At 62.0% G+C, this 25,132-nt stretch carries 1 protein-coding gene (cut by a window edge); it reads right to left on the reverse strand.

Going from position 1 to position 25,132, the window contains the following annotated elements; genetic code table 11:
• Nucleotides 1–82 precede the first annotated feature (82 nt).
• Nucleotides 83–25,132: the 3' portion of a non-ribosomal peptide synthase/polyketide synthase gene (locus I7X09_RS04645; RefSeq protein WP_200315813.1), read on the reverse strand. Its footprint extends 3,528 nt past the window's final position; 25,050 of the gene's 28,578 nt are visible here — the last part of the coding sequence; its start codon lies beyond the right edge, outside the window; its stop codon occupies nt 83–85.

Genomic DNA, 25,132 nt, shown 5'->3' on the forward strand with positions numbered 1-25,132 from the left:
TCCTCCAACTGACGACAGCACGGCGCAGATCCAACGCACGACTGGTCGTACAGATCAACGCCCATGGGGCAAATACTGCATATTACCCGTCCGTACCGGAACCCTTCCCCAGCGTGGCCTGCGCGTCAGTTATCAAAGACTGGACGAGCGAGGTAATACCGTCGGCGCCTAGTGCCGGAAGAATGCCCGGAACCAGACCGTTCAGCGAAACCGAGACCAATGCGTCGGCAGTGAGCGCCGCACCCATCGTCTGCTTCATCACAGCCAGTTTTTCGGCCAGCTGTGTGAAGGTCACCGCGGTGTCACCGTGCGTGAAGGCAACCGCCGTCGGATCTGCTGCGGCGGCCGCTGATGCGAGGTCCGGAAGATCGGCGGCGGTCTTCGGCTCGGCTGCCTCGATCAGCGCGCGTTCGAAGTCCGTCACGATGTCGATGGTCCGCAGAACCACCGTCGGATCTGCGGCAACGGCGTCGACCACGGCCCGCAACCTGGCCGCGAACAGTTCCATGGTTGCGGCGTCGTACAGATCGGTTGCATAGGTGAATCGCATCCGGATATCGGACAGCGTACCGCCCTCGTCGAACTCCTCGATACCGGTGAGCTGCAGGTCGAACATCGCCGAGTCGAATCCGTCGTCCACCGCCGACAGTTCGAGCCCTGGCAGCGCAAACGTACCCAGTGCCATGTTCTGGAACGTGAGCATCACCTGGAACAGCGGTGAGTATGCCTGCGAGCGCTCACGGCCGACCTGCTCGACCAGACGCTCGAAGGGCACGTCTGCGTTTCCGAACGCCGCGAGGTCCTTCTCCTTCACTTGCTGCAGCAGGTCGACAAACGTGGTTGCCGGTTTCACCTGCGTGCGCAACACCAGCGTGTTGACGAACATACCGACCAGGTCGTCCAGGACTCGCTCGCCGCGACCCGCCACCGGTGTACCGATCGCGATGTCGTTCGAGCCGCTGAGCTTGGACAGCAGCACCGAGAACGCGGCGTGCACGACCATGAACACGGTCGAGTTCTGCTCACGCGCAATCTCCGCGATTCGACGCGTGGAGTCGGCGCCGAGCGTGAACAGGAAGTCCGCGCCCTTCATCGACTGCGTTGGTGGACGCGGACGGTCCGTCGGCAGTTCCAGAAGTTCGGGAACGCCGGCAAGTTCCTGCGTCCAGTAGGCAAGCTGCGTCGACAGTTCACTGTCCGGATCGTCCTCGGAACCCAGAACGTCGCGCTGCCACAACGTGTAATCCGCGTACTGGACTTCGAGCGGAGCCCATTCGGGTGCCGCTCCCCCGGTACGCGCCGTGTACGCGACCATCGTGTCCCTGATCATCGGTGCCATCGAGAACGCGTCGCCGCTGATGTGGTGGACCACGACGATCAGGACATGCTCGGTGGGCGTGATCTGGAACAGGCGAACGCGCAGCGGAACACCGGCAGTGACGTCGAAGCCCTGACCGACGACCTTCGCGACCTCGGCCCCAATCGTGTCTTCGCCGACATACAGCACGGCCATGTCGACAACGGCTGCCGACTTGGACTGAATCGACTGCGTCGGGCCGTCCCCGAGATCGGGATAGAACGTCCGCAGGATCTCGTGGCGAGCAACAAGGTCGGAGACGGCCGACTGCAATGCTGCGACGTCGAGATCGCCGGACATCCGGATCGCGACCGGGATGTTGTACGCGGCAGACCTGCGGTCTATCTGGTTGAGAACCCACATCCGCTGCTGAGCGAGCGACAACGGAATCTGCGACGGCCGTTCCTGCGCCACCAACTGTGCCCGCGAACCTGAACCGGCGTGTTCGAGCACCCGCGACGCCAGCAGTCCGACAGTCGACGCTTCGAAGATGATCCGCACCGGAATCTGGGCGTCAAGTGCCTGACCCAACCTGGCCACGACCTGTGTGGCGATCAGCGAGTTCCCGCCGAGATCGAAGAAGTCGTCGTCCAACCCGACTCGTGGAACGCCCAGGACTTCGGCAAACACCGAGGCCACGATCTCTTCGACCGGATTGCTCGGGGCACGGAACTCCGTTGCCTCGAATTCGGGTTCCGGCAGCGCCTTTCGATCGATCTTGCCGTTGATGTTGAGCGGCAATTCGCTCAGCACCATCAACGCCGACGGCACCATGTAACTCGGCAACTCGCGGACGAGTTCCGCCTTCACGCTGTCGACGTCGACGGTGGCTCCGGCCTGCGGAACGAGGTACCCGACCAGTCGATCCCCCAGTCGCGGATCGGTTTTCGCGACGACAACCGCGGCGTCCACGGACTCAGCAGCTCTGATAACAGCTTCGATCTCACCGAGTTCGATGCGGTAGCCGCGGATCTTCACCTGGAAGTCGGCACGATCGACGTACTCGAGTTCACCGCCACTGCGCCAGACAACGAGGTCGCCGGTGCGGTACAGACGTGTGCCCGGTTCTCCGAAGGTGTTGGCGACAAAGCGTTCCGACGTCAGGTCGGCGCGGCCGTGATAACCGCGAGCCAACTGGGTTCCGGCCAGGTACAGCTCACCGGTAACTCCGACCGGAACGGGATGCAGTCGCTCGTCGAGCACGTAGACCTGCGTATTCCATTCCGGGGCACCGATCGAGACCGACGAGGTGTCGCTCTCGTCCACATCGTGCGCGGTCACTGACACCGCAGCCTCGGTCGGACCGTACAGATTGACGAGTGCCGAGTCGGACATTTTGCGGAACTCTGCCGCCGTTGCCGCGGGCAAGGCCTCACCGATGGCAAGGACACGCTCGAGCGACTGCGGAAGAGTGCCGTCTGCTGCGGCCGTCAGCATCGAGAGCATGGACGGCACCGCGTGCAGCGTCGTCACCTTCTCCTGAGCGATGAGCGCCAGCATGTACTCGGCGTCCTTGTGGCCGTCCGGGTCGGCGATGACCAGGCGGGACCCGGATGTCAACGCGGACCAGAACTCCCAGACCGAGAGGTCGAACGTCGCTGCAGTCTTGAGCAACATTGCGTCGGTCTGGTCGAGACCGTAGCGATCACGCTTCCACAGAAGCTGATTGACTATCGCGGCGTGGGACAGCGCCACACCCTTCGGCTTGCCGGTCGATCCCGACGTGAAGATCACGTACGCGGTATTCGCCGAACGAAGCGGTGCGATCCGCTCGTCGCCGCGCACCGGCGCTCCGGAGACGCGCGACAGATCGAGGGTGTCGATGAGAAGAACATTGTCGATCCCCGCGAGCGACGGTGCGTCGTTCTCGTTGCTGAGCACGCAGACCGGCGCGGCCATCTCGAGGACGTACCCGGTGCGATCGGCCGGATGATCCGGATCGATCGGAACATAACCGCCGCCTGCCTTGGCAACGGCGTACATGCCGATCACCAGGTCGATGGAGCGTCGCATTCCCAATGCCACCAACGACTCCGGACCGACACCCAGTTCGATCAGGTGACGGGCGAGCCGGTTGACCTTGTCGTCGAACTCCACATACGTCAGCGATTCGAGCCCGTGCACCAACGCGACGGAATCACCGTGCGCGGCAACCTGCTGATCGAACAGATCGACCAGTGTCGCCTCGGCGTCGAGTGCCTGCTCCGTTGCATTCCATTCCTGCAGAACCTGATTCGACTCACGCGGATCGAGCACGTCGATGTCGCCGACCACGATCGACGGATCGGCAACCACCGCTGCCAGAACGGTGTTGAACCGATCAGCGAAGGACTGCACTGTCGACTCGTCGAAAAGGTCGTGCGCGTAGCTGAACACGGCCGAGATGCCGGAGGCAACGCCACGCTCGTCGTAGTTGTCACCGACGATCAACTGCAGATCGAACTGAGCGACACCGTTGTCGATCTCCAGGCCCTTCACCGTGAGACCAGGCAGTTCCAGGCTTGCCTGTTCCATGTTCTGGAAGAGGAAGCCCACCTGGTAGAGCGGGTGCCGAGCGGTCGAACGTGCCGGGTTGAGAACTTCGACCAGTCGCTCGAACGGAACGTCGGCGTGCGCAAACGCCTGCAGGTCGTTCTCTCTCACGCGGGCAAGCAGTTCCGTGAAGCTGTCGGAACCGTCGACGTGTGTCCGGAATACCAGAGTATTGACGAACATGCCGATCAGATCGTCGAGCGCACGCTCGCCACGGCCCGCGATCGGGGTGCCAACGGCGATGTCGTCGGTGCCGGAAAGGCGCGCCAACAGGACCGCGAATGCCGCGTGCGTGACCATGAACAAGGTTGTTCCGTGCTCACGGGCCAGTGATGCCAAGCCCTGATGCACTGCTGCATCGATCTCGAAGTGGAGGTAACCCCCACGGTACGACTGCGCGGCGGGACGCAGACGGTCCGTCGGCAGGTCCAGCTGATCGGGCAACCCGGCCAAAGCCTGGCTCCAGTAGGCGATCTGCTCGGACGACACTGATTCCGGGTCTTCCTCGCTTCCCAGTACCTCACGCTGCCACAAGCTGTAATCCGCGTACTGCACATTCAGCGGAGCCCAACCCGGCGCCGTTCCCTGTGCCCTGGCCGCGTAGGCCATGACGAGGTCACGGGCGAACGGAGTAGTCGAGGAACCGTCCGCGGCGATGTGGTGCACCACCACGGCAAGGACGTACTCGTTCTCGGCTAACTGGAACAACCGAATCCGCAGCGGGATTTCGGCCGTCACGTCGAACCTCGTCGACGCCAATTCGACCAGCTTGCCGACAATCTCGGCTTCCGTGACGCTTTCGACGTCCAATTCCACCGGTGTATGTCCTACCGGTTCGATGACCTGGACCGGTCCCGAATCGGTTTCCGGATACACAGTGCGCAGGGTTTCATGACGGCCTACTACGTCGCCGATCGCTGCACGCATCGCGCCCAGATCGAGTTCACCGCTCAGTCGCAGAGCAAACGGCATGTTGTAGGCACCGGCGGAGCCGTCGAACCGGTTGAGGAACCACATACGTTGCTGCGCAAGAGAAAGCGGAATCTCTTCCGGTCGATCCTGAGCTGTCAGCGCAAGGCGGCTTCCTTCACCGACGTGTGATTCGAGACGTGCGGCGAGTTCCTGAACGGTGGACGCTTCGAACAGAAGGCGAACCGGTACGGCCGTCTCGAGTTCTTCGGCGATGCGCATGACAACCCGAGTCGCGATGAGGGAGTTGCCACCCAACTCGAAGAAATCATCATCCAACCCCACCCGATCAACACCCAACACACCCACAAACGCCGACGCCACCACCAACTCCACCGACGACACCGGAGCCCGAAACACCCGAGCCTCGAACACCGGCTCCGGCAACAACGCCCGATCCAACTTCCCCGACGAATTAAGTGGGAACGCATCCAACACCACCACAGCAGCCGGAACCATATAACCCGGAACCCGCTCCCCCACAAACCCCCGCAACACACTCACATCCACAACCGACCCCACCGCCGGCACCACATACCCCACCAACTGATCACCCATCGCCGACCCACGCACCACCACCGCAGCCGACAACACCGACCCATGCGACACCAACGCCGCCTCGATCTCCCCCAACTCGATCCGCTGACCACGGAACTTCACCTGAAAATCAGTACGACCGATGTACTCCAACTCACCAATCGAGTTCCAACGGACAAGATCCCCCGTCCGATACATCCGCTCACCCGAACCGAACGGCGACGCCACAAACCGATCCGCACTCAAATCCGGACGACCCACATACCCCCGAGCCAACTGCACACCCGACAAATACAACTCACCCGCAACACCCACAGCAACCGGCCGAAGGCGCGAATCCAACACAAACACCCGGCAATTCCACTCCGGCACACCAATCGAGACCACAGTCCCCGACCCAGCAGCCGTCACATCCGCAAACGTAAACGACACCGCCGCCTCAGTCGGACCATACAAATTATGCAACCGCGCCGACGACACCAACCCGAACTCACGCACCGCCTCCACCGGCAACGCCTCACCGATCACCAACACATCACGCAACGAACCCAACAACCCCGGATCCACCAACGACGAAAACGTCGACAACATCGTCGGCACAAAATCCGTCACCGACACACCCTGATCATCAATCACCGACGCCAAATACCCCGGATCCCGATGACCATCAGCCGACGCCAACACCAACACCGCACCCACCCGCAACGGCATGAAAAAACCCCACAACGACACATCGAACGTCGTCGCCGTCTTCTGCAAATACACATCAGACGACGTCAAGCGATACTCGCCCTGCATGAACTCCAACTGATTCACAATCGCCGCATGCGAGACCGCCACACCCTTCGGCCGACCCGTCGACCCCGACGTGAAAATCACATACGCCGTATCCGACGCCCGCAACGGCGAGCGCCGATCCACATCAGAAACCCGCGCACCCGAAAAACCAGACACATCAACAACATCCACACACACAACCCGACGACCCGACGCCACGAAACCATCACGCTCCGTCGACACCACACACACCGGATCCGCCGAATCCAACACATACTCATTACGCGAAGACGGCGCATCAGGATCCAACGGCACCCACGCCCCACCCGCACGCACAATCGCATACAAACCAACCAACAAATCAACCGACCGCCGAACAGCCAACCCCACCAACGACTCCGGCCCAACACCCAAACCAATCAAATAACGCGCAAACCTATTAACCCTCTCATCGAACTCCCCATACGAAAGCACCACATCCCCACACACCACCGCACGCGAACCCGAACAAACCCCCACCACAGAATCAAAACCATCCAACAACAACCCACCCACAACCGGACGAGACGTGTCGTTCCACGACTCGAGCACCAAAGCACGCTCAGGCGCCGTCATGACCTCGACGTCACCGACCGCAGTGGACGGCGTTTCACCGATTTCTGTCAGCAGAGTCTCGAGGCGACCCAGCAGGGCCTGCGCGTACGACTCGTCGAAGAAGTCGGGTAGGTAACGAAGCGTCAGGTGCAGTTGATCGTCGAGACCGATCAGCAGTGTGAGCGGGTAGTTCGTGGAATCGTCGGAGGCGACATCGTCGATCACCATGCCGTCCAAGAACTCTGCTTGCGCTGCAAGACCGTCACGGTCGACCGGGTAGGACTCGAAGATCACCAGAGTGTCGAAGAGTCCGCCGACGCCCGCGGCGCTCTGCACATCGGTCAGGCCGAGGTAATGGTGATCGAGCAATCCCGCCTGTTCGATCTGAACCCGAGAGAGCAATGCCTCGACGGACTCGGCCAGATCCAGTTGGACACGCACGGGCAGCGTGTTGATGAACAGACCCACCATCTTCTCGACGCTGTCGAGTTGTGGCGGACGGCCGGAGACCGTGGCACCGAAGACAATGTCCTGGCGACCGGTCATGCGTCCCAGCAGAATTGCCCAGGCAGCCTGGACGATCGTGTTGGCGGTAACGCCGGTCCTCGATGCCAAACCGGTCAGTGTCGCGGTCACCGATTCGCTGAGCGAGATCTGCAACTTCTGCGACAGCGCACTGAATTCCTGACCAACGACGGTGGGAGCCAACAACGTCGGCTCTTCGACGCCGCCCAACGCTTTCGCCCAGGCATCCATGGACACACTGCGATCCTGCTGGACCAGCCACGCGAGGTAGTTCCGGTAGCTCAGTGACCGCGTCTGAGCGGGAATGTTCCCACGCATGGCGTAGTGGCCGAGGAGCGTCTGGAGCAGCAGCGGCATGGACCAGCCGTCGAGGATGATGTGGTGGTTTGCCACAACAAGGCGGTATTCGCTCGCCGCGATCTTGATCAGCGTGAACTTGATCAACGGCGGGTTCGACATGTCGAAGTGCGTGGCCTGGTCCTCGACAAGAATCCGATCCAACTCGCGGCGTCGTTCTTCGCTGTCAGCGATTGTGGTGAGATCCAGTTCGCGCCACGGCACGTCGATGTCACCGAGAACTACCTGGACCGGCGTACCCGTTCCGTCGACCACAAATGCGGTGCGCAGGTTCGGGTGACGATCGATGATGGCCTGTGCTGCGGCGTGGAGGCGATCCGCGTCGACGCGGCCGGACAGCGAGAGAACCATCTGCACGGAGTACAGGTCGACGGTGGACTCGGCCATGACAGCGTGGAACAGCAGACCCGACTGCAGCGGAGCCAGCGGCCAGACGTCCTGCACCGCGGGGAAACGCTGCTCGAACCCGTCGAGATCCTGCTGGGTCAGCGTTACCAGCGGCACGTCCGACGGCGTGAGTCCGCCTGCGCCGACGGCCTGTGCGTGCTGCGCCAGCGCTGTGAGTGCTCCGACCCACAGGTCGGCCAGGGCTTGCACCTCGGTGGCGCTCAGCAATCCGTTCGGGAAGGCAAACGACGCTTCGAGCACCGCGCCGTCAGGGCCGTCGTTGACGATGGCATTGATGTCGACAACCTTGTTGGCCGGCATGTCCGGGTCTTCCGGCGCAGCGACATCGGAGAAGTCGCGTGCCGGAATCCATCCGAGGCCTTGCGCTGCAGCCGGAATATCCTCCGCCACAATGCGACCCAGGTAGTTGAAGCTGACCTGCCCGCTGCTCAGCTTCGACAGCTCAGTGCAGGTGTCGTCGTTGACGTACCGCAGCAGTCCGTAGCCGACACCCTTGTCGGGAGCGGCGAGCAACTGCTCCTTGACTGCCTTGATCGCCGCTCCCGCAGCAACTCCGGCGTCGAAGGCGTCGTCGATGTCGATACCGGCAAGGTCGAGTGCGACGGGGAAGGCCGCCGTGAACCAGCCGACGGTGCGTGAGAGATCGGCACCCGGGACGACGCCCTCTTCGCGGCCGTGGCCCTCGAGCTGGAGCAGTGCCGCTTCGCTGTCGATGCCCCGCTCACGGCGCCAGCGCACCAGTGCCAGAGCAAGTCCGGCCAGCAAACCGTCGTTGGCTCCGCCGCGGAACACCTCGGGCAGAGTTGTCAGCAGGGTTTCAGTGACGCCTGTGGGCACCTCCACGCGCACACGCTCGACTGTTGCCGCAACGTCGACGGACGGATCGAACGCCCGCGAACCGAGAATCGGGTCTGGAGTCGACAGCGTCTTGCGCCAACGTGGCAGTTCTGCCAGTCGCTTGTCTGATCGTGATTCCGCAGCGAGCGAGTGCGCCCAGGTACGCATGGACGTGCCCGTCGGTTCAAGCACGGGTGCACTTCCGCCACTGCGCTGAGCCCACGCGGAAATCAAGTCCGGCACGATGATTCGCCAGGAGACGCCGTCGACGATCAGGTGATGCGCAGCCATGATCAATCGGCCGGTGCGTGTGTCACCGAAGTCGATCCACACGAACTGAGCCATGACACCGGCGGCCGGATCCAACCGGCCGAGAGCGTCGTCGAGAGCACCCGACGCGATGGCCGTCAGGTCTGCGCCCGAAATCGCGGGGTCCACCAGCACCCGTCGCACCAAAGAATCAACGTCGACGGTTCCGGGCGCGGACACAGCCATGCCCGGACCACGCTGATCATCGACCAGACGCGAACGGAACATGTCGTGGTGATTGATGACGGCAGCCAGTGTGTCGACAACACCGGTCCGGTCGATGCCGAGCGGCAACTCCAGCGTCAACAACTGGTTGAAACGCTGGAAGCTGCCGGGCCGTTCGAACATGAATCGCTTGATCGGCGTGAGCGGCATCCAACCGATGCCGCCGCCTTCGATCTCGGCGAGAACAGTGATCGCATCGGCGTCGGAGCCGAAGACGGCAACCTCGGCCAACTCAGCCACCGTCTTGTTCTCGAACACGTCCTTGGGCGTGAACAGAACACCGCGGGCCTTGGCCCGGGACACCAACTGGATCGACATGATCGAGTCTCCGCCCTGAGCGAAGAACGAATCGTCGGTACCGATCTGATCGAGGCCGAGAACGTCGGCAAAGACCTCGCTGAGGACGCGTTCCATCTCGGTCGTGGGAGCGCGGAACTCCTTGACCTCGAATACCGGCTCCGGCAGAGCCTTTCGGTCCAGCTTGCCGGCCGGGGTCAGCGGCATGTCGGTCAGAACCATGATCGACGCAGGCACCATGTGCGCCGGCAGAGTGCGTGAAACGAACTCACTCAGATCCGCCGAGCTGACAGCAGATTCCTTGCCGACAAACACGTACGACACCAGCGCCGGAGCACCGGACGTCAGCGTGGTGCCCATCGTCGCGGCGAACTCGACGTCCGAATGTGCCGTCAGTGCCGCGTCGATCTCACCGAGCTCGATACGGAACCCACGGATCTTCACCTGGAAGTCGTTGCGGCCCACGTACTCAACCTGGTAACGGTCAGTCCAACGCACAACATCACCGGTGCGGTACATGCGCTCACCGGACAGGCCGTGCGGGTTGGCAACAAAGCGATCCGCGCTCAATCCCGGGCGGCGATGGTATCCGCGGGTGACCTGGGGACCCGACAGGTACAGCTCACCGGCAACGCCAACCGGAACGGGCTGCAGACGTGTGTCGAGAACAAACGCGGCCATGTCGCCGATGGTTTCGCCGATGGTCATCCGGTCGCCCGGCATCAGCGGCACACTGACATTGGTGACGATAGTGGTCTCGGTGGGACCGTAGACATTGAGGAACGTACGTCGACGGTTCGGCTGATCCGCCCACTTGGCCATCAACTCCGGCGAGTACGCCTCACCGCCGACACCAACCACCTCGAGATCGTTCAGGCCAGACGGATCCATGGAAGCCAACGCCGCGGGCGTGATGAAGGCATGTGTGACGCGTTCGGACTTGAACAGCGCGGTCAATTCGTCGCCGCCGAAGATCGATGTCGGGACGATCACCATGGCAGCGCCTGTCGCGACAGCCAGGAACAGTTCGAGCATCGACGCGTCGAAACTCGGTGACGCGAAGTGCAGCGTGCGGGAGTTCGGCGTCACCAGGTAGTGCTGTGCCTGCGTTGCGCTGAAGCTCGCGAGGCCTGCTCCCGTAGCAACAACACCCTTGGGCAAGCCTGTTGTGCCCGACGTGTAGATCACCCAGGCCGGATGCGCCGGAAGGACGAGGCGCACACGCTCATCTTCACGAATCGGTGAACTATCCTGCGTTGCCATCAATTCCGCGCAAACAGCACTGTCGATCGCAAGCCACTCGACGGTGTCGGTAAGCCCTGCGAGTTCAGCTTCGAGAGTCAGACCGACCGAGACGCCCGAGTCGGAGACCATATGCGCGATGCGGTCAGCCGGGTAGTGCGGATCGATGGGAACAACGGCGGCGCCTGTCTTGGATACCGCCCACACCAGCAGGACCGATTCGATAGAACGCGGAATCGACACTGCGACCAGGTCTTCGGCGCCCAGACCGCGAGCGATCAGGACGCGGGCGAGGCGCGACGACCACTCGTCGACCTCGGCGTACGTCATCGACCGATCCTGGTAGCGGAGAGCTTCGTTGGAGGGATACAGCAACGCGGTCTCGGCCAGGATGTCGGCCAACGGCTTCGGCTCGATGCCCGAGGACGCTCGGCGACTGGTCAATTCGATACGCTCAGGCGCTTCGAGGATGTTGATGTCGCCGACAGCCTGCGTCGCATCCACGGCGACGGCCTCGAGAATTCTAGTCAACCGCTCGGCGAAGGAGACAACTGTCCCCTCGTCGAAGAGATCCGTCGCATAGGTGAAGGTCGCCGTCATGCCGTGACCATCGGCAGCTTCCACCAGAGTCAACTGAAGGTCGAACTTCGCTACAGTTTCCGCGATATCGAATTCAGTGATATCGAGTCCCGGCAACGTCAGGTTATTCTGCCCCAGGTTCTGAAATGCCAAGGCAACCTGGAACAACGGGTTGTGAGCCTGCGAACGAACCGGATCGAGTACCTCGACCAGCCGCTCGAACGGCACGTCTGCGTGAGCGAAAGCCGCGAGATCACTCTCACGCGCCGACGTCAGCAGATCGAGGAAACACATCCCCGGATCGACGTCGGTACGCAGCACGAGCGTGTTGACGAACATGCCGATCAGATCGTCGAGCTGCGCTTCACCGCGACCGGCGACCGGGGTGCCGACTGCGATGTCGGTGGTGCCGGACAACCGGGCAAGAAGTGTTGCCAACGCCGAGTGCATCACCATGAACAGCGATGCCTGGTGCTCGCGACCCACAGCGGCCAGTCCGCGGTGAACATCCGCGGAAATCGGGAAGCTGTAGGTGGCTCCCCGGCCGGTGAACACGGCTGGACGCGCGCGGTCACTGGGCAAGGTGATCTGGTCCGGAACTCCGTCGAGAGCTTTGGCCCAGTAGCCGATCTGCTCTGCGAGTACGGATTCCGTGTCACCCTCGGAACCGAGAACCTCGCGCTGCCACAGTGCGTAGTCGGCATACTGCACCGGCAACGGCGCCCACACCGGGGCTTGACCCTGTGAGCGGGCGAAGTACGCGGTCATCACGTCCCGGGTCAACGGACCCATCGAGAAACCGTCGGTGGAGATGTGGTGAATCACTATCGCCAGTACAAACGAGTCCTCCGCGAGCTGGAAGAGCTTGGCCCGCAATGGAACCTCAGCGGTGACGTCGAAGCCTGACGTGACGAAGTCCGTCACCGCCGCCACGATGTCGGATGCTTCGATTTGCACGGGAGCCAGATTCACCGGAACTGCCGCCACCGGCAAGATCCGCTGGTAGCCGGCACCGTCGACCTCGGGGTAGACCGTGCGCAGAACCTCGTGACGCTTCAACACGTCCACGACAGCGTCGTACAACGCCGCCTGATCCAACTCGCCAGTGAGAGTGATCGCCATCGGAATGTTGTTGGCTGCCGATTCGCGGTCCAATTGGTTGAGGAACCACATGCGCTGCTGCGCCAACGACAACGGAACCTGCGCCGGACGCACCTGCGCAGTCAACGCCGCACGCGAACCACCACCGACATGAGAACCCAAACGAGCAGCCAACGCCTCCACCGTCGACGCCTCGAACAACTCCCGCACCGACACCGAAGCATCCAACGCCTGACCCAACCGAGACGTCACCTGCGTCGCAATCAGCGAGTTACCACCGAGAGCAAAGAAATCATCATCCAAACCAACACGCTCGACGCCCAGAACATCCGCAAACGTCTGCGCCACAACCTCTTCCACCACCGACGTCGGAGCACGGAACACCGCAACCTGCAACGACGGAACCGGCAACGCCCGACGATCCAACTTCCCGTTCACCGTCAACGGAATCGCATCCAACACCACAAACGCCGACGGCACCATGTACTCCGGCAACAACGAACCCACACCGGTGCGGACATCGTCGACCGACACGCTCACACCCGCAGCCGGAACCACATACGCCACCAACCGCTGATCACCCGGAGAATCCTCACGAACAACCACCGCCGTCTGCGCCACCGACACATCCGCCAACACCGCAGACTCGATCTCACCGATCTCGATCCGGAAACCACGGATCTTCACCTGATCATCCGCGCGACCCAGATACTCCAAATCACCAGCACTGTTCCACGACGCCACGTCACCCGTGCGGTACAACACCTCGCCCGCATTGAACGGATTCGCCACAAACCGCGTCGACGTCAACCCCGACTGACCCAGATAACCCCGAGCCAACTGCACACCAGCGACATACATCTCACCCGCAACACCAACCGGCACCGGAGCCAAACGCGTATCCAACACGAACACCCGCAGACCCGAAATAGCCTGACCCACAATACTCGCCGACGCATCCGCCGCCATCGCAGCATCCAACACACGATGGCTCACATGCACCGTCGTCTCCGTGATGCCGTACATGTTCACCAACGTCGGCGCACTGTCACCGCGACGGCCGTACCAGTCCGACAAGCGTCGAAGCTCGAGCGCCTCGCCACCGAAAACAACCCACCGCAACGACAATTCGGCGGCCTGACCGGATTCCGACGCCAACCGATCAGCCTCGGCCAACTGATAGAACGCCGACGGCGTCTGATTGAGCACCGTCACCCGCTCAGCAGCAAGCAACTCCAAGAACTGCTCCGGCGACCGCGACGTCACATAATCCACAACCACCAACGTGCCGCCGTACAACAGCGGACCCCACAACTCCCACACCGAGAAGTCGAACGCATAACTGTGGAACATCGTCCACACATCGGATTCGTCGAACCCGTACACACCCTCGGTATTCGCAAACAACTTCGCCACCGTCGTGTGCGGAACCTGCACACCCTTCGGGCGACCCGTCGAACCCGACGTGTAAATCACATACGCAACATTCGAAGACCGCAACGGCGCAACACGATCCGCATCCGTCACCACCGAACCATCGAACTCCGACACATCCACCGCGTCGACATCGACCACCGGCAAACCAACAGGCAACACCAACTCACGCCCGGACCACGAAATCGCGCACACCGGAGCAGCATCGGCCAACATGAACTCGACACGATCACTCGGATACGACGGATCCACCGGCAAATACCCCGCACCGGACTTCACCACCGCCAACAACGCCACCACAAGATCCGCCGACCGCGGCAACGCCACCGCCACCAACGACTCCGGACCACAACCCTGAGCAATCAACCTGCGCGCCAAACGATTCGCCCGCACCGACAACTCACCATACGACAACGACTCGTCACCGAACCGCACCGCAACCCGATCACCAAACCGCGCAGCAGCATCATCGAACCACGCCGACAACGTCGAATCCACACCACCATCGGTGCCGACCCCACTCCAGGAGAGAACACGGTCCAACTCACCGACAGTGAGTACGTCCACATCACCGACAGCGAGATTCGGATCCGCGGTGACGCCACGCAGAACATGCAGGAAGCGATCGGCGAAGTCGACAGCGGTCGATTCGTCGAACAGATCCGTCGCATACGTGAGGGTCGCAGACATTCCGGCTTCAGCCTCTTCGAGAGTGAGCTGCAAGTCGAACTTGGCCAGTGCGGCGTCGAACTCGACTGCAGCAGCACTGAGGCCGGGCATGTCGAGAGACGTCTGACCGAGGTTCTGGAACGTCAACGCCACCTGGAACAACGGATGACGAGCCTGCGAACGAACCGGATCGAGAACCTCCACCACACGCTCGAACGGAACATCCGCATGCGCGAACGCCTGCAGATCCACCTCACGCGTCGACGCCAACAACTCGGCAAACGACATCGACGGATCAACCTCGGTACGCAGCACCAAAGTATTGACGAACATGCCGATCAGATCGTCTAGCTGCGCTTCACCACGACCGGCGACGGGAGCGCCGATCGCGATGTCTGTTGTCGCGGACAACCGTGCCAAGAGCACGGCCAATGCCGAGTGGACAACCATGAACGGGGTTGCGCCCGCCGTCTGACCCGCAGCTTCAACGTCGGCCCACAGCTGTGGCTCAATCGTGAAACTGTGATTGGCGCCACGCCCTGAAGCAATCTCGGGGCGCGGACGATCACCAGGCAGATCCAATTGCTCCGGGAGATCAGCCAATGTGTCGGACCAGAACGAAATCTGCTGCGCGATGACGGACTGCGGATCGTCCTCGGACCCGAGAACCTCACGCTGCCACAACGAGTAGTCGGCGTACTGCACCGGCAACGGCGTCCAGGTCGGAGCCTGGCCGTTGGTTCGCGCGTAGTAGGCGGTCATCACGTCGCGGGTCAGCGGGCCCATCGAGAAACCGTCAGTCGAGATGTGATGCATCACGAACGACAACACGAAGTCGTCATCGGCGACCTGGAAAAGCTTGGCACGCAACGGAACCTCGACAGTGACATCGAAGCCCTGGGCGAAGAACGAATACAGCTCCGCCTGGATTCGGTCGTCTGTGACACGCTCTGCACCGAGATCGATCGAGACATCTTCTACCGAGAGGATCTTCTGGTAGCCGACACCGTCGACCTCGGGGTAGATCGTGCGCAGAACCTCGTGGCGGCCGATAACGTCGTGAACTGCCGAATCCATGGCGGCCAGATCGAGCGCACCCGTGAGTCGAACGGCAACGGGGACATTGTTGACAGCAGAAACGGTGTCGAATCGGTTGAGGAACCACATGCGCTGCTGCGCCAACGACAACGGCACCTGTGCCGGACGCACCCGCGCCGTCAATGCTCGTTCCCCGTCGCCGCCGACGTGGCCTTCGATGCGCGCAGCGAGTTCTTCCACACTCGACGCGTCGAACAGCACCCGAACGGGAATCTTCGTCTCCAGCGCTTGCCCCAGCCGCGACATCACCCGGGTCGCGATCAGCGAGTTGCCACCGAGCGCAAAGAAGTCGTCGTCCAAACCGACACGTTCGAGGTCCAGGACATCCGCGAACGTCTGCGCCACAGCCTCTTCCAGCGGGCTGACCGGGGCCCTGAAAGCTACGACCTCGAAAACCGGTTCAGGAAGAGCATGGCGATCGACTTTTCCATTTGCGTTGAGTGGCATCGCGTCGAGCACGATGAAAAGCGCCGGGACCATGTAGTCGGGCAGGCGATCACCCAGGTGTGCCCGCAGGGCATCGGGTTGGATAACTCCGGAATCCGGCGCGACGTACGCGACCAGTTGGTCCCGATACACCGTCACGACGGCCGACGCCACCGTATCCACTGCTACCAGAGCCGACTCGATTTCTCCGAGTTCGATGCGGAGGCCACGCAGCTTGACCTGGAAATCGGTGCGCCCCAGGTATTCCAATTCTCCCGAGCGGTTCCGGCGAACCAGATCACCTGTCCGATACAGGCGAGATCCACTGCTGCCGAACGAATTGGCCACAAATCGTTCCGCTGTCAGGCCGAATCGCGCGCCGTAGCCGCGACCCACTCCGACACCGCCGACGTACAACTCCCCTACGACACCGACTGGCACGATCTGCAACCGCGAATCCAGCACGAACAGATTGATATTGGGAATCGGTGATCCGATCGGAACACCCGCGATGTCATCGACCGACGCGTCACGCCGTGACACGACGTCGGACGCCTCCGTCGGACCGTAGCTGTTCACGATTCGGACACCTGAGTTCATCACTGCGGCCAGGCGCCTCACCTGAATCGGCTCGCCTCCGAGAAAAGCCACTTCGAGGCCCGACAACACACCGTCGGAATCCGCATCCACCAACGCTTCGAATGCGCTTGGAGACATGTTTGCCACCTGCACAGGCGAATTTGCCACCAGACCGAGTATCTCCGACGGATCGAATCCGGCGGAAGCCACGACCACGCTTCCGCCACTCGAAAGCGGACCCCACACGTTCTTCTGTGTCAGATCGAAACTCGGCGAAGACGCCACCAGGACACTCGCAGCGGGCGGAATCTCCTTTCGATACCACTCGACTGTGTTGGTGATACCTGCCATCGGAACGATCGTCGGCTTCGGACGACCGGTAGAACCCGACGTCGAAATTACATAGCCTGCCCGAGATTCTGCGCCAAGCTCGACCCAGTGATCCACCCACACCGGCATACCTGCCGTGTCCGACACGTCTCCAATGCGAACTACCGGCACCGCCGCAGAGACGTCATCGACAGCTACTACACACCGCGCAGCAACATCGGACAGAACAGCGTCAATCCGCTGCGCCGGCAGTGACGGGTCGATCGGCAGATAGGCCGCCCCGGCCTTCCATACTGCTACCAATGCGACGATCCACTGCCATGAGCGTGGAATCATCACACCCACGACATCGTCCGCACCCACACCGGCCACAGCCAGCTCCGCTGCCAATACGGACGAACGCACATCCAGATCGGCGTACGACAACGTCAGGTTGCCGGCAATTACGGCTGACCGGTCCGGGAACTCGGCCACTGTCTTTGCGAACAATCCGAGAATCGAGACGTCAGCCGGCGGTGCGCGATGTCCGCGCGACCATTCCAGAATCTGCGACGACTCCCCATCTCCGAGTATCTCCACCTCACCAACCGGCGCCGTGGAATCCGTCGTCATACTTTCCAAGACACGGCACAATCTGTCCGCGAAAGTGGCCACTGTCGACTCGTCGAAAAGGTCTGTTGCGTAGGTAAACTGAGCTGCAATTCCGGAAGGAGCACCGGAACGGTCGAATGTTTCAGTGAGCGTCAACTGCAAGTCGAACTTTGCAACTGGAAGATCGGTAACCAGCGGCGAGACCGTCAGATCACCGAGAACCAGCTCGGCGCCCGAGAGGTTCTGGAACGACAACATGACTTGAAATAGCGGATGGCGAGCCTGCGAGCGGACCGGTTCCAGGACCTCGACCAAACGTTCGAAGGGCACATCTGCGTTTGCGAACGCCTCGAGATCCATCTCGCGCACAGACGACAGCAATTCGGCAAACGAACCGGCCGGATCTATCTCAGTACGGAGCACGAGAGTGTTGACGAACATGCCGACAAGGTCATCGAGTTGCGCCCGCCCGCGACCTGCAACGGGCGTTCCGATCGCGATGTCGTTCGTACCAGACAAGCGTGCCAGTGTCACAGCAAGAGCTGCGTGCACAGTCATGAACAGAGATGCGTTGTGCATGCGGCCCAAGGCTTCTAGGCTCTGCTGCATCTGTCCGTCGATAGTGAAGTCGTAGTTGGCGCCGACTCCCGACGCGCGCTGCGGGCGAGGGCGGTCGTTGGGCAGTTCGAGCTGCCCCGGCAACTCGGCCAGTGCTTCGCTCCAGTATCCGATTTGGCGGGCGATCAACGACTGCGTGTCGCCCTCCGAACCGAGGACATCGCGCTGCCACAGTGTGTAATCGACGTATTGGACCGCTAGCGGCGCCCAGGACGGAGCGCGACCACGCGTGCGAGCCTCGTAGGCAACCATAAGGTCTCGCGTCAGGGGCGCCATCGAGAAGCCGTCGGTGGAGATGTGGTGCACGACAAATGCCAACACATACTCGTCATTGGACACGCGGAAGAGCCGCACGCGCAACGGAACTTCCGTAGTGACGTCGAACCCGACAGTCACCAGCGCGGCAATTTCGGCTTCGATCGCTACTTCGGCGACGGCAACCGGGGTAAGTCCCGACCACACCTCGGACACGGAAAGGACTTCCTGACAGCCGATCCCGTCTGTTTCCGGATACACCGTACGGAGCACCTCGTGGCGCTCGACGACATCGCGCACTGCAGCGTCAAGCGCGGCAATGTCCAGATTTCCGGAGATACGAAGCGCGGCCGGAACATTGTTGACCGCAGACTCCGGTTCGAACCTGTTCAGGAACCACATGCGCTGCTGCGCCAACGAAAGTGGGATCCGAGCTGGCCGGGGCTGCGGCACCAGCGGCGCTGTGGCACCCGAGCCGGCGTGCAGCTCGAGCCGGACGGCGAGTGACTGCACGGTCGACGCTTCGAAGAGCGCACGAACCGGAACGCTTGTGTCGAGCGCCTCCCCCAGTCGTGCGGCGACCCGGGTCGCGACCAGCGAGTTGCCTCCGAGTTCGAAGAAATCATCGTCTCGGCCGACCTGTGCCACTCCGAGAACTTCGGAGAACACCTGCGCGACAGTCTCTTCGACGGTCGTGACCGGCGCTTGGTAGACCTTCGACTCGAACGCGGGTGAGGGGAGAGCTTTGATATCCGTCTTGCCCGCGGTGGTCAACGGAATCGAATCGAGCACCAGGACCGAGTCGGGAACCATGTAGCCGGTGAGGAACGTAGACACCGACTCGATGACCTGTGCGGGATCCACCTCGGCGCCGGCCTGTGGCACTACGTAGGCAACGAGGCGATCGCCGAAGTGATCGTCGGAGCGTACAAGAGCTACAGCTTGCGCAACGCCCGCGCATCGGGTCAGTGCGGCCTCGATTTCGCCGAGTTCGATACGGAACCCACGGATCTTGACCTGGAAGTCGCTGCGGCCCACGTACTCCACCGCGCCACCGTCGATCCACCGGACCACATCACCCGTGCGGTACAACCGCTCACCGGGCGCCCCGAACGGGTCCGCGACAAAACGACCCGCTGTCAATGCCGGCTGTCCCAGGTATCCACGAGCGACCTGAACACCCGACACGTACAACTCACCCGCGACACCAACCGGAACGGGCTGCAAGCGGCCGTCCAAGATCCGCGCGGCCATACCCCGAATCGGGCCGCCGATGTTCATGCGGTCAAACGCGGTCAGCGCATCACTGATGTTCGACGCGACCGTCGACTCCGTCGGACCGTACGCATTGAAGAATCCACGCACACCGCCGCCCGGGAGTGGCACCGCCCACTTGGCAACGAGAGACCGCGAACTGGCTTCGCCACCGACGACAACCACCCGCAACGCGTCGAGGCCACTCGGATCCACCGATGCCAGAGCAGCGGGCGTCACGAACGCATGGGTCACGCCCTCCGAGCGCATGATCTCAGCCAATTCCGCGCCGCCGTACACCGTCGTCGGCGCAATCACCATCGTCGATGCCGCTCCGAATGCCATCAGCAACTCGAGAACAGAAGCATCGAAACTCGGCGATGCGAAATGGAGCGTCCGAGCATCGTTAATCAACGCATAGCGATCGACCTGCTCGGCACAGAAATTCGCCACGCCGGCATTGGTGACCACGACGCCCTTGGGCAGACCCGTGGTGCCGGAGGTGTAGATGACGTAAGCAGGCTGCCGCTCGTCGATCGCACTACGTCGATCCGAATCACTCACCGGCGCGCAAGATTCTGCCGCGCACGCCGCCACTGTCTTCTCGTCGTCGAGAACAACCCACGTCAACGCCGACGGCAATCCTGCCTCGACGTCACTGAGCGCAAGACCCAGCACCGCACCGGAATCGGTAATCATGTGGGCGATACGGTCAACCGGATACGTCGGGTCGACGGGCACGAATGCAGCACCCGTTTTCGCCACTGCCCACAGGGCGAGAACCGAATCGGCCGAACGCGGAATCGCGATCGCGACCCGATCCTCCGGCCCGACGCCCTTCGCCATCAGAACACGAGCGAGTTGCGACGAGCGCTCGTCGAGTTCGCGGTAGCTGATCGACTGACCGTCGAAGCGAATCGCATCCGCCGACGGATCCACAGCGGCCGCCGCTGTGAGGATCTCGACCAGGGTTCCCGAGACCGCCTGACCTCCACGAACATCGGCCAGCGCACCACGCTCAGCCGCATCGAGAATGTCGATGTCACCGACGACAATCGAGGGAATCGATACGACAGTCTCGAGAATACGAACCAGTCGCCGAGCAAACCCTTCGACCGTCGACACGTCGAACAGATCTGCAGCAAACGTGAATTCGGCCGAGAGCCCTTGCTGGATCCCGTCTTCGCCGATCGACTCGGTTACTGCGAGTTCGAGGTCGAACTTTGCAGTGGTGGTGTCGATTTCGGCGGCCTTGATAGCCAGGCCCGGTAGTTCGAGTGTCGTTTGCGCGAGATTCTGCAAGGACAGGACAACCTGGAACAGCGGATGTCTGGCCTGCGACCTGGCCGGAGCCAAGACGTCCACCAACCGCTCGAAGGGCACGTCCGAGTGAGCGAACGCTCCGAGCGCAGAATCACTCGCCGCAGCCAGCAGATCCGTGAATGCCTGGGCCTGGTCGACCTCGGTGCGCAGAACAAGCGTGTTGACGAACATACCGACGAGATCGTCGAGCGCCTCGTCGCCACGACCGGCAACGGGAGTGCCCACGGCAATGTCCGAGGTCCCGCTCAGTCGGGCCATCAGAACGGCAAGCGCCGAGTGCAACGCCATGAAGAGCGTCGCGTTGTTCTCCCGTGCCAACGCGTCCAATCGACGGTGCACATCACCGGAGATCTCGAAGGCGAATCGTTCGCCGCGCATCGAGGCTACGTCGGGTCGAGGCCGGTCCGACGGAAGCTCGATCACATCCGGTAGGTCAGCCAGAGTCGAGGTCCAGTAGGAAATCTGCTGCGAGATCAATGATTCCGGGTCGTCTTCGGACCCCAGAACCTCACGCTGCCACAACGAATAGTCGGCGTACTGCACAGCCAACGGGTGCCACGCCGGCGCAATCCCGTCCTTGCGTGCCGAGTAGGCAATCATGAGATCGCGTGCCAGAGGCGCCATCGACCAACCGTCGGCGGCGATGTGATGAACCACGATCGCGAGGGTGTGCTCGGTGTCGCTGACCGTCAACAGGCGGACACGGATCGGCACGTCGACGGTGACGTCGATCGCTGAGGATCCGATTGCAGCGACTCGACTTTCGAGCTCGTCCTGATCCGAAACCGACTCCACGGTCAGTCCGCCGAACGCCTCCGAAAGCGACAGAATCGACTGCTTCGGTCCGGAAGCCCCGTCCGGATATACCGTTCGGAGCACTTCATGCCGGGCCAGTACGTCCTCGAGCGCCATTTCCATCGCGGCCACATCGAGATGGCCAGTCAGGTGCAGTGCAAAAGTGATGTTGTAAGCAGCGGAGTCGGTATCGAAACGGTTCAGGAACCACATGCGCTGCTGCGCCAACGACAACGGGATTTCTGCGGGACGCGCCTGTGCGACGAGTGCCTTCTTCCCGCCGACACCTACGTGCGACTCGATATGTGCGGCGAGCGCCTCGACGGTGGAAACGTCGAAAAGCGTCCGCACCGGCACGGTGGTATCGAGCGCCCGTCCCAACCTCGAGGTGACCTGGGTGGCCACCAGGGAGTTGCCACCGAGTTCGAAAAAGTCGTCGTCGAGGCCGACTCGTTCCACGCCGAGAACATCCGCGATCACCTGCGCGACAATCTCTTCCACCGGAGTGGTGGGCGCACGGAACTCGCGGACCTCGAAAACAGGCTCCGGCAAAGCCCGGCGATCCAATTTGCCCACCGGTGTCAACGGAACCTCGGCGAGCTCCATGATGACGGAAGGAACCATGTAGCTCGGCAGAGATTCTGCAACGAACGAGGCGAGCAGGTCCCGATCGAAACTCGAACCGTTAGCCAGTTCGACGTAGGAAACGAGGGTTGTGACACCCGCCGCGCCTTCGCTTCCGACCGTCACCGCGAAGCGCACAGACTCGTGCGAGGACAGAACTGCGTCGATCTCACCGAGCTCGATACGGAATCCGCGAACCTTGACCTGGAAGTCACTGCGGCCGACGTATTCGAGGACCCCCGCGTCGCCGCGCGCGTCTCCGCCGGTCCAGCGCACGACATCGCCGGTCCGGTACATTCGCTCGCCGTCCGGCGAATACGGGTTGGCCACAAACCGTTCCGCAGAAAGACCTCGCCGCTCGTGGTAGCCGCGAGCCAATGCAGCGCCCGCAAAGTAGAGCTCTCCCCTGGTACCGACGGGAACCGGATGCAGACGCTCGTCGAGTACCAGTGCAGACATGCCCTCGACGGGACGCCCGATGTCGATCGATCGGCCGATCGCGAGATCGCCGAACGACGAAATGATAGTGGTCTCGGTCGGACCGTACCCATTGAAGTAGGCGCGCCCTGGAGCCCATTCCGCCAGCAACTCGGGAGTGGTCATGTCACCGCCGACGGAGACGACTCGCAATTCAGGCAGCTCTGCCGGCTCCATCGTCCCGAGTACTGCGGGTGTGATGATGGCGTGTGTGACCTTCTCGGCATGAAGAAGATCCGACAACTCGTGTCCACCGATTATCGTCGACGGAACGATCACCAAAGTTGCACCCGCTGAGAAGGCAACCATCCATTCGAGCACTGACGGGTCGAAGCTCGGTGAACAGATATGCAGGAACCGCGAGGTCTGATCCACCCCGTACCGACGCTGAGCTGCGTCCCTGACACCACGGAGACCACCGTGAGTTACGCTGACACCCTTCGGTTTTCCCGTGGAACCGGATGTGTAAATCACGTATGCAACGTGTGAACTGTGAATCGGAGCGATTCGGTCCTCGTCCGTGACCGGCGCTGAAGATTGCGCCGACAGTTCTCCGTTCAGAGCCTGGCTGTCGAGGACCAACCAATCAGTGACCGCAGGGAGTTGATCAACGAACTGTGCCGACGTGAGTCCGATCGCGGCCGAAGAATCGGCCAGCATGTGCCGGACACGATCTTCCGGATAGCTCGGGTCGACTGGCACGTACGCCGCCCCTGACTTCGCCACCGCCCATACTGCACAGACCATCTCGTACGAGCGAGGAAAGGCGAGAGCAACGATGGTCTCGGGGCCTGCGCCACGTCCGATCAGAACCCGTGCGAGTTTCGACGACTGCTCATCGAGCTCGCGGTAGGTGATCGATCGACCCTCGAAGCGCACAGCAACCGAGTCCGCTTCAGCCGTGCCGGACAGGAAGATGTCGACGAGACTCTGCCGGGGCATCGCGTCGTCCGAGGCAACGACCGTCAGATCGGTGCGCTCTGGGCGTGAGAGCAGGTCTACATCACCGACGACCGTTTCAGGTCGGGTAGCCACTGCATCGAGAATGCGCACGAACCGAGTAGCGAAGGTGTTCACCGTGGCCGGATCGAACAAGTCCGTGGCGTAGGTGAAGGTGGCACTCAAGACATCCGAGTCTTCGGTTCCTTCAGGATTCTCGGACACCATGAGTTCGAGATCGAATTTGGCGACCGGAACTTCCAATTCAGCTGCCACTGCTTTGACGCCCGAGAATTCCAGTTCGCGTCGTCCACTGATCTCCGCAGTGAGCGCAACCTGGAAGAGCGGGTGACGAGCCTGCGAACGCGCTGGGCTCAGCACCTCGACCAACCGCTCGAACGGCACATCGGCGTGCCCGTAGGCAGACAACCCCGATTCCCTTACCCGAGCGAGCAACTCGTCGAACCGTTCGTTCGGATCGACCTCGGTGCGAAGCACCAGGGTGTTCACGAACATGCCGATCACGTCGTTGAGTGCTTGATCGCCTCGCCCGCCGATCGGGGCACCGATCGCGATGTCGGAGGTACCACTGATCCGGCTCAACAGCGTTGCATAGGCCGCCTGCAACACCATGAACAGCGAGACGCTCCTCGAACGCGCCAACTCGTTCAGCTTGCGCGTCGTGCGTTCGCTGATCTGAAAATGGTGCTTGGCACCGTGATTGGACGCGACGGCAGGACGAGGTCGGTCTGTGGGCAGATCCAACTGATCCGGCAGATCAGCGAGCGCCCGGCGCCAGTAGTTGATCTGGCGAGACGATTCCGATCGGGGGTCTTCGTCGGATCCCAGTGCTTCGCGTTGCCACAGCGCGTAATCGGCGTACTGAATCGGCAGCGGCGTCCACGCCGGCGCCGACTTCTCACTTCGCGCCGAGTATGCGACGAGAAGGTCACGTGCGAGCGGACGGAACGACAGTCCGTCTGCAGCGATGTGATGGAGAACCATCACCAGCACGTAGTCCGTCGGAGACACCTCGAAGAGGGCAACCCGTACCGGAATTTCGAGCGTCACGTC

This window comes from Rhodococcus sp. P-2 (assembly GCF_016598535.1).
GTDB classification, from domain to species: Bacteria; Actinomycetota; Actinomycetes; order Mycobacteriales; family Mycobacteriaceae; genus Rhodococcus_F; species Rhodococcus_F baikonurensis.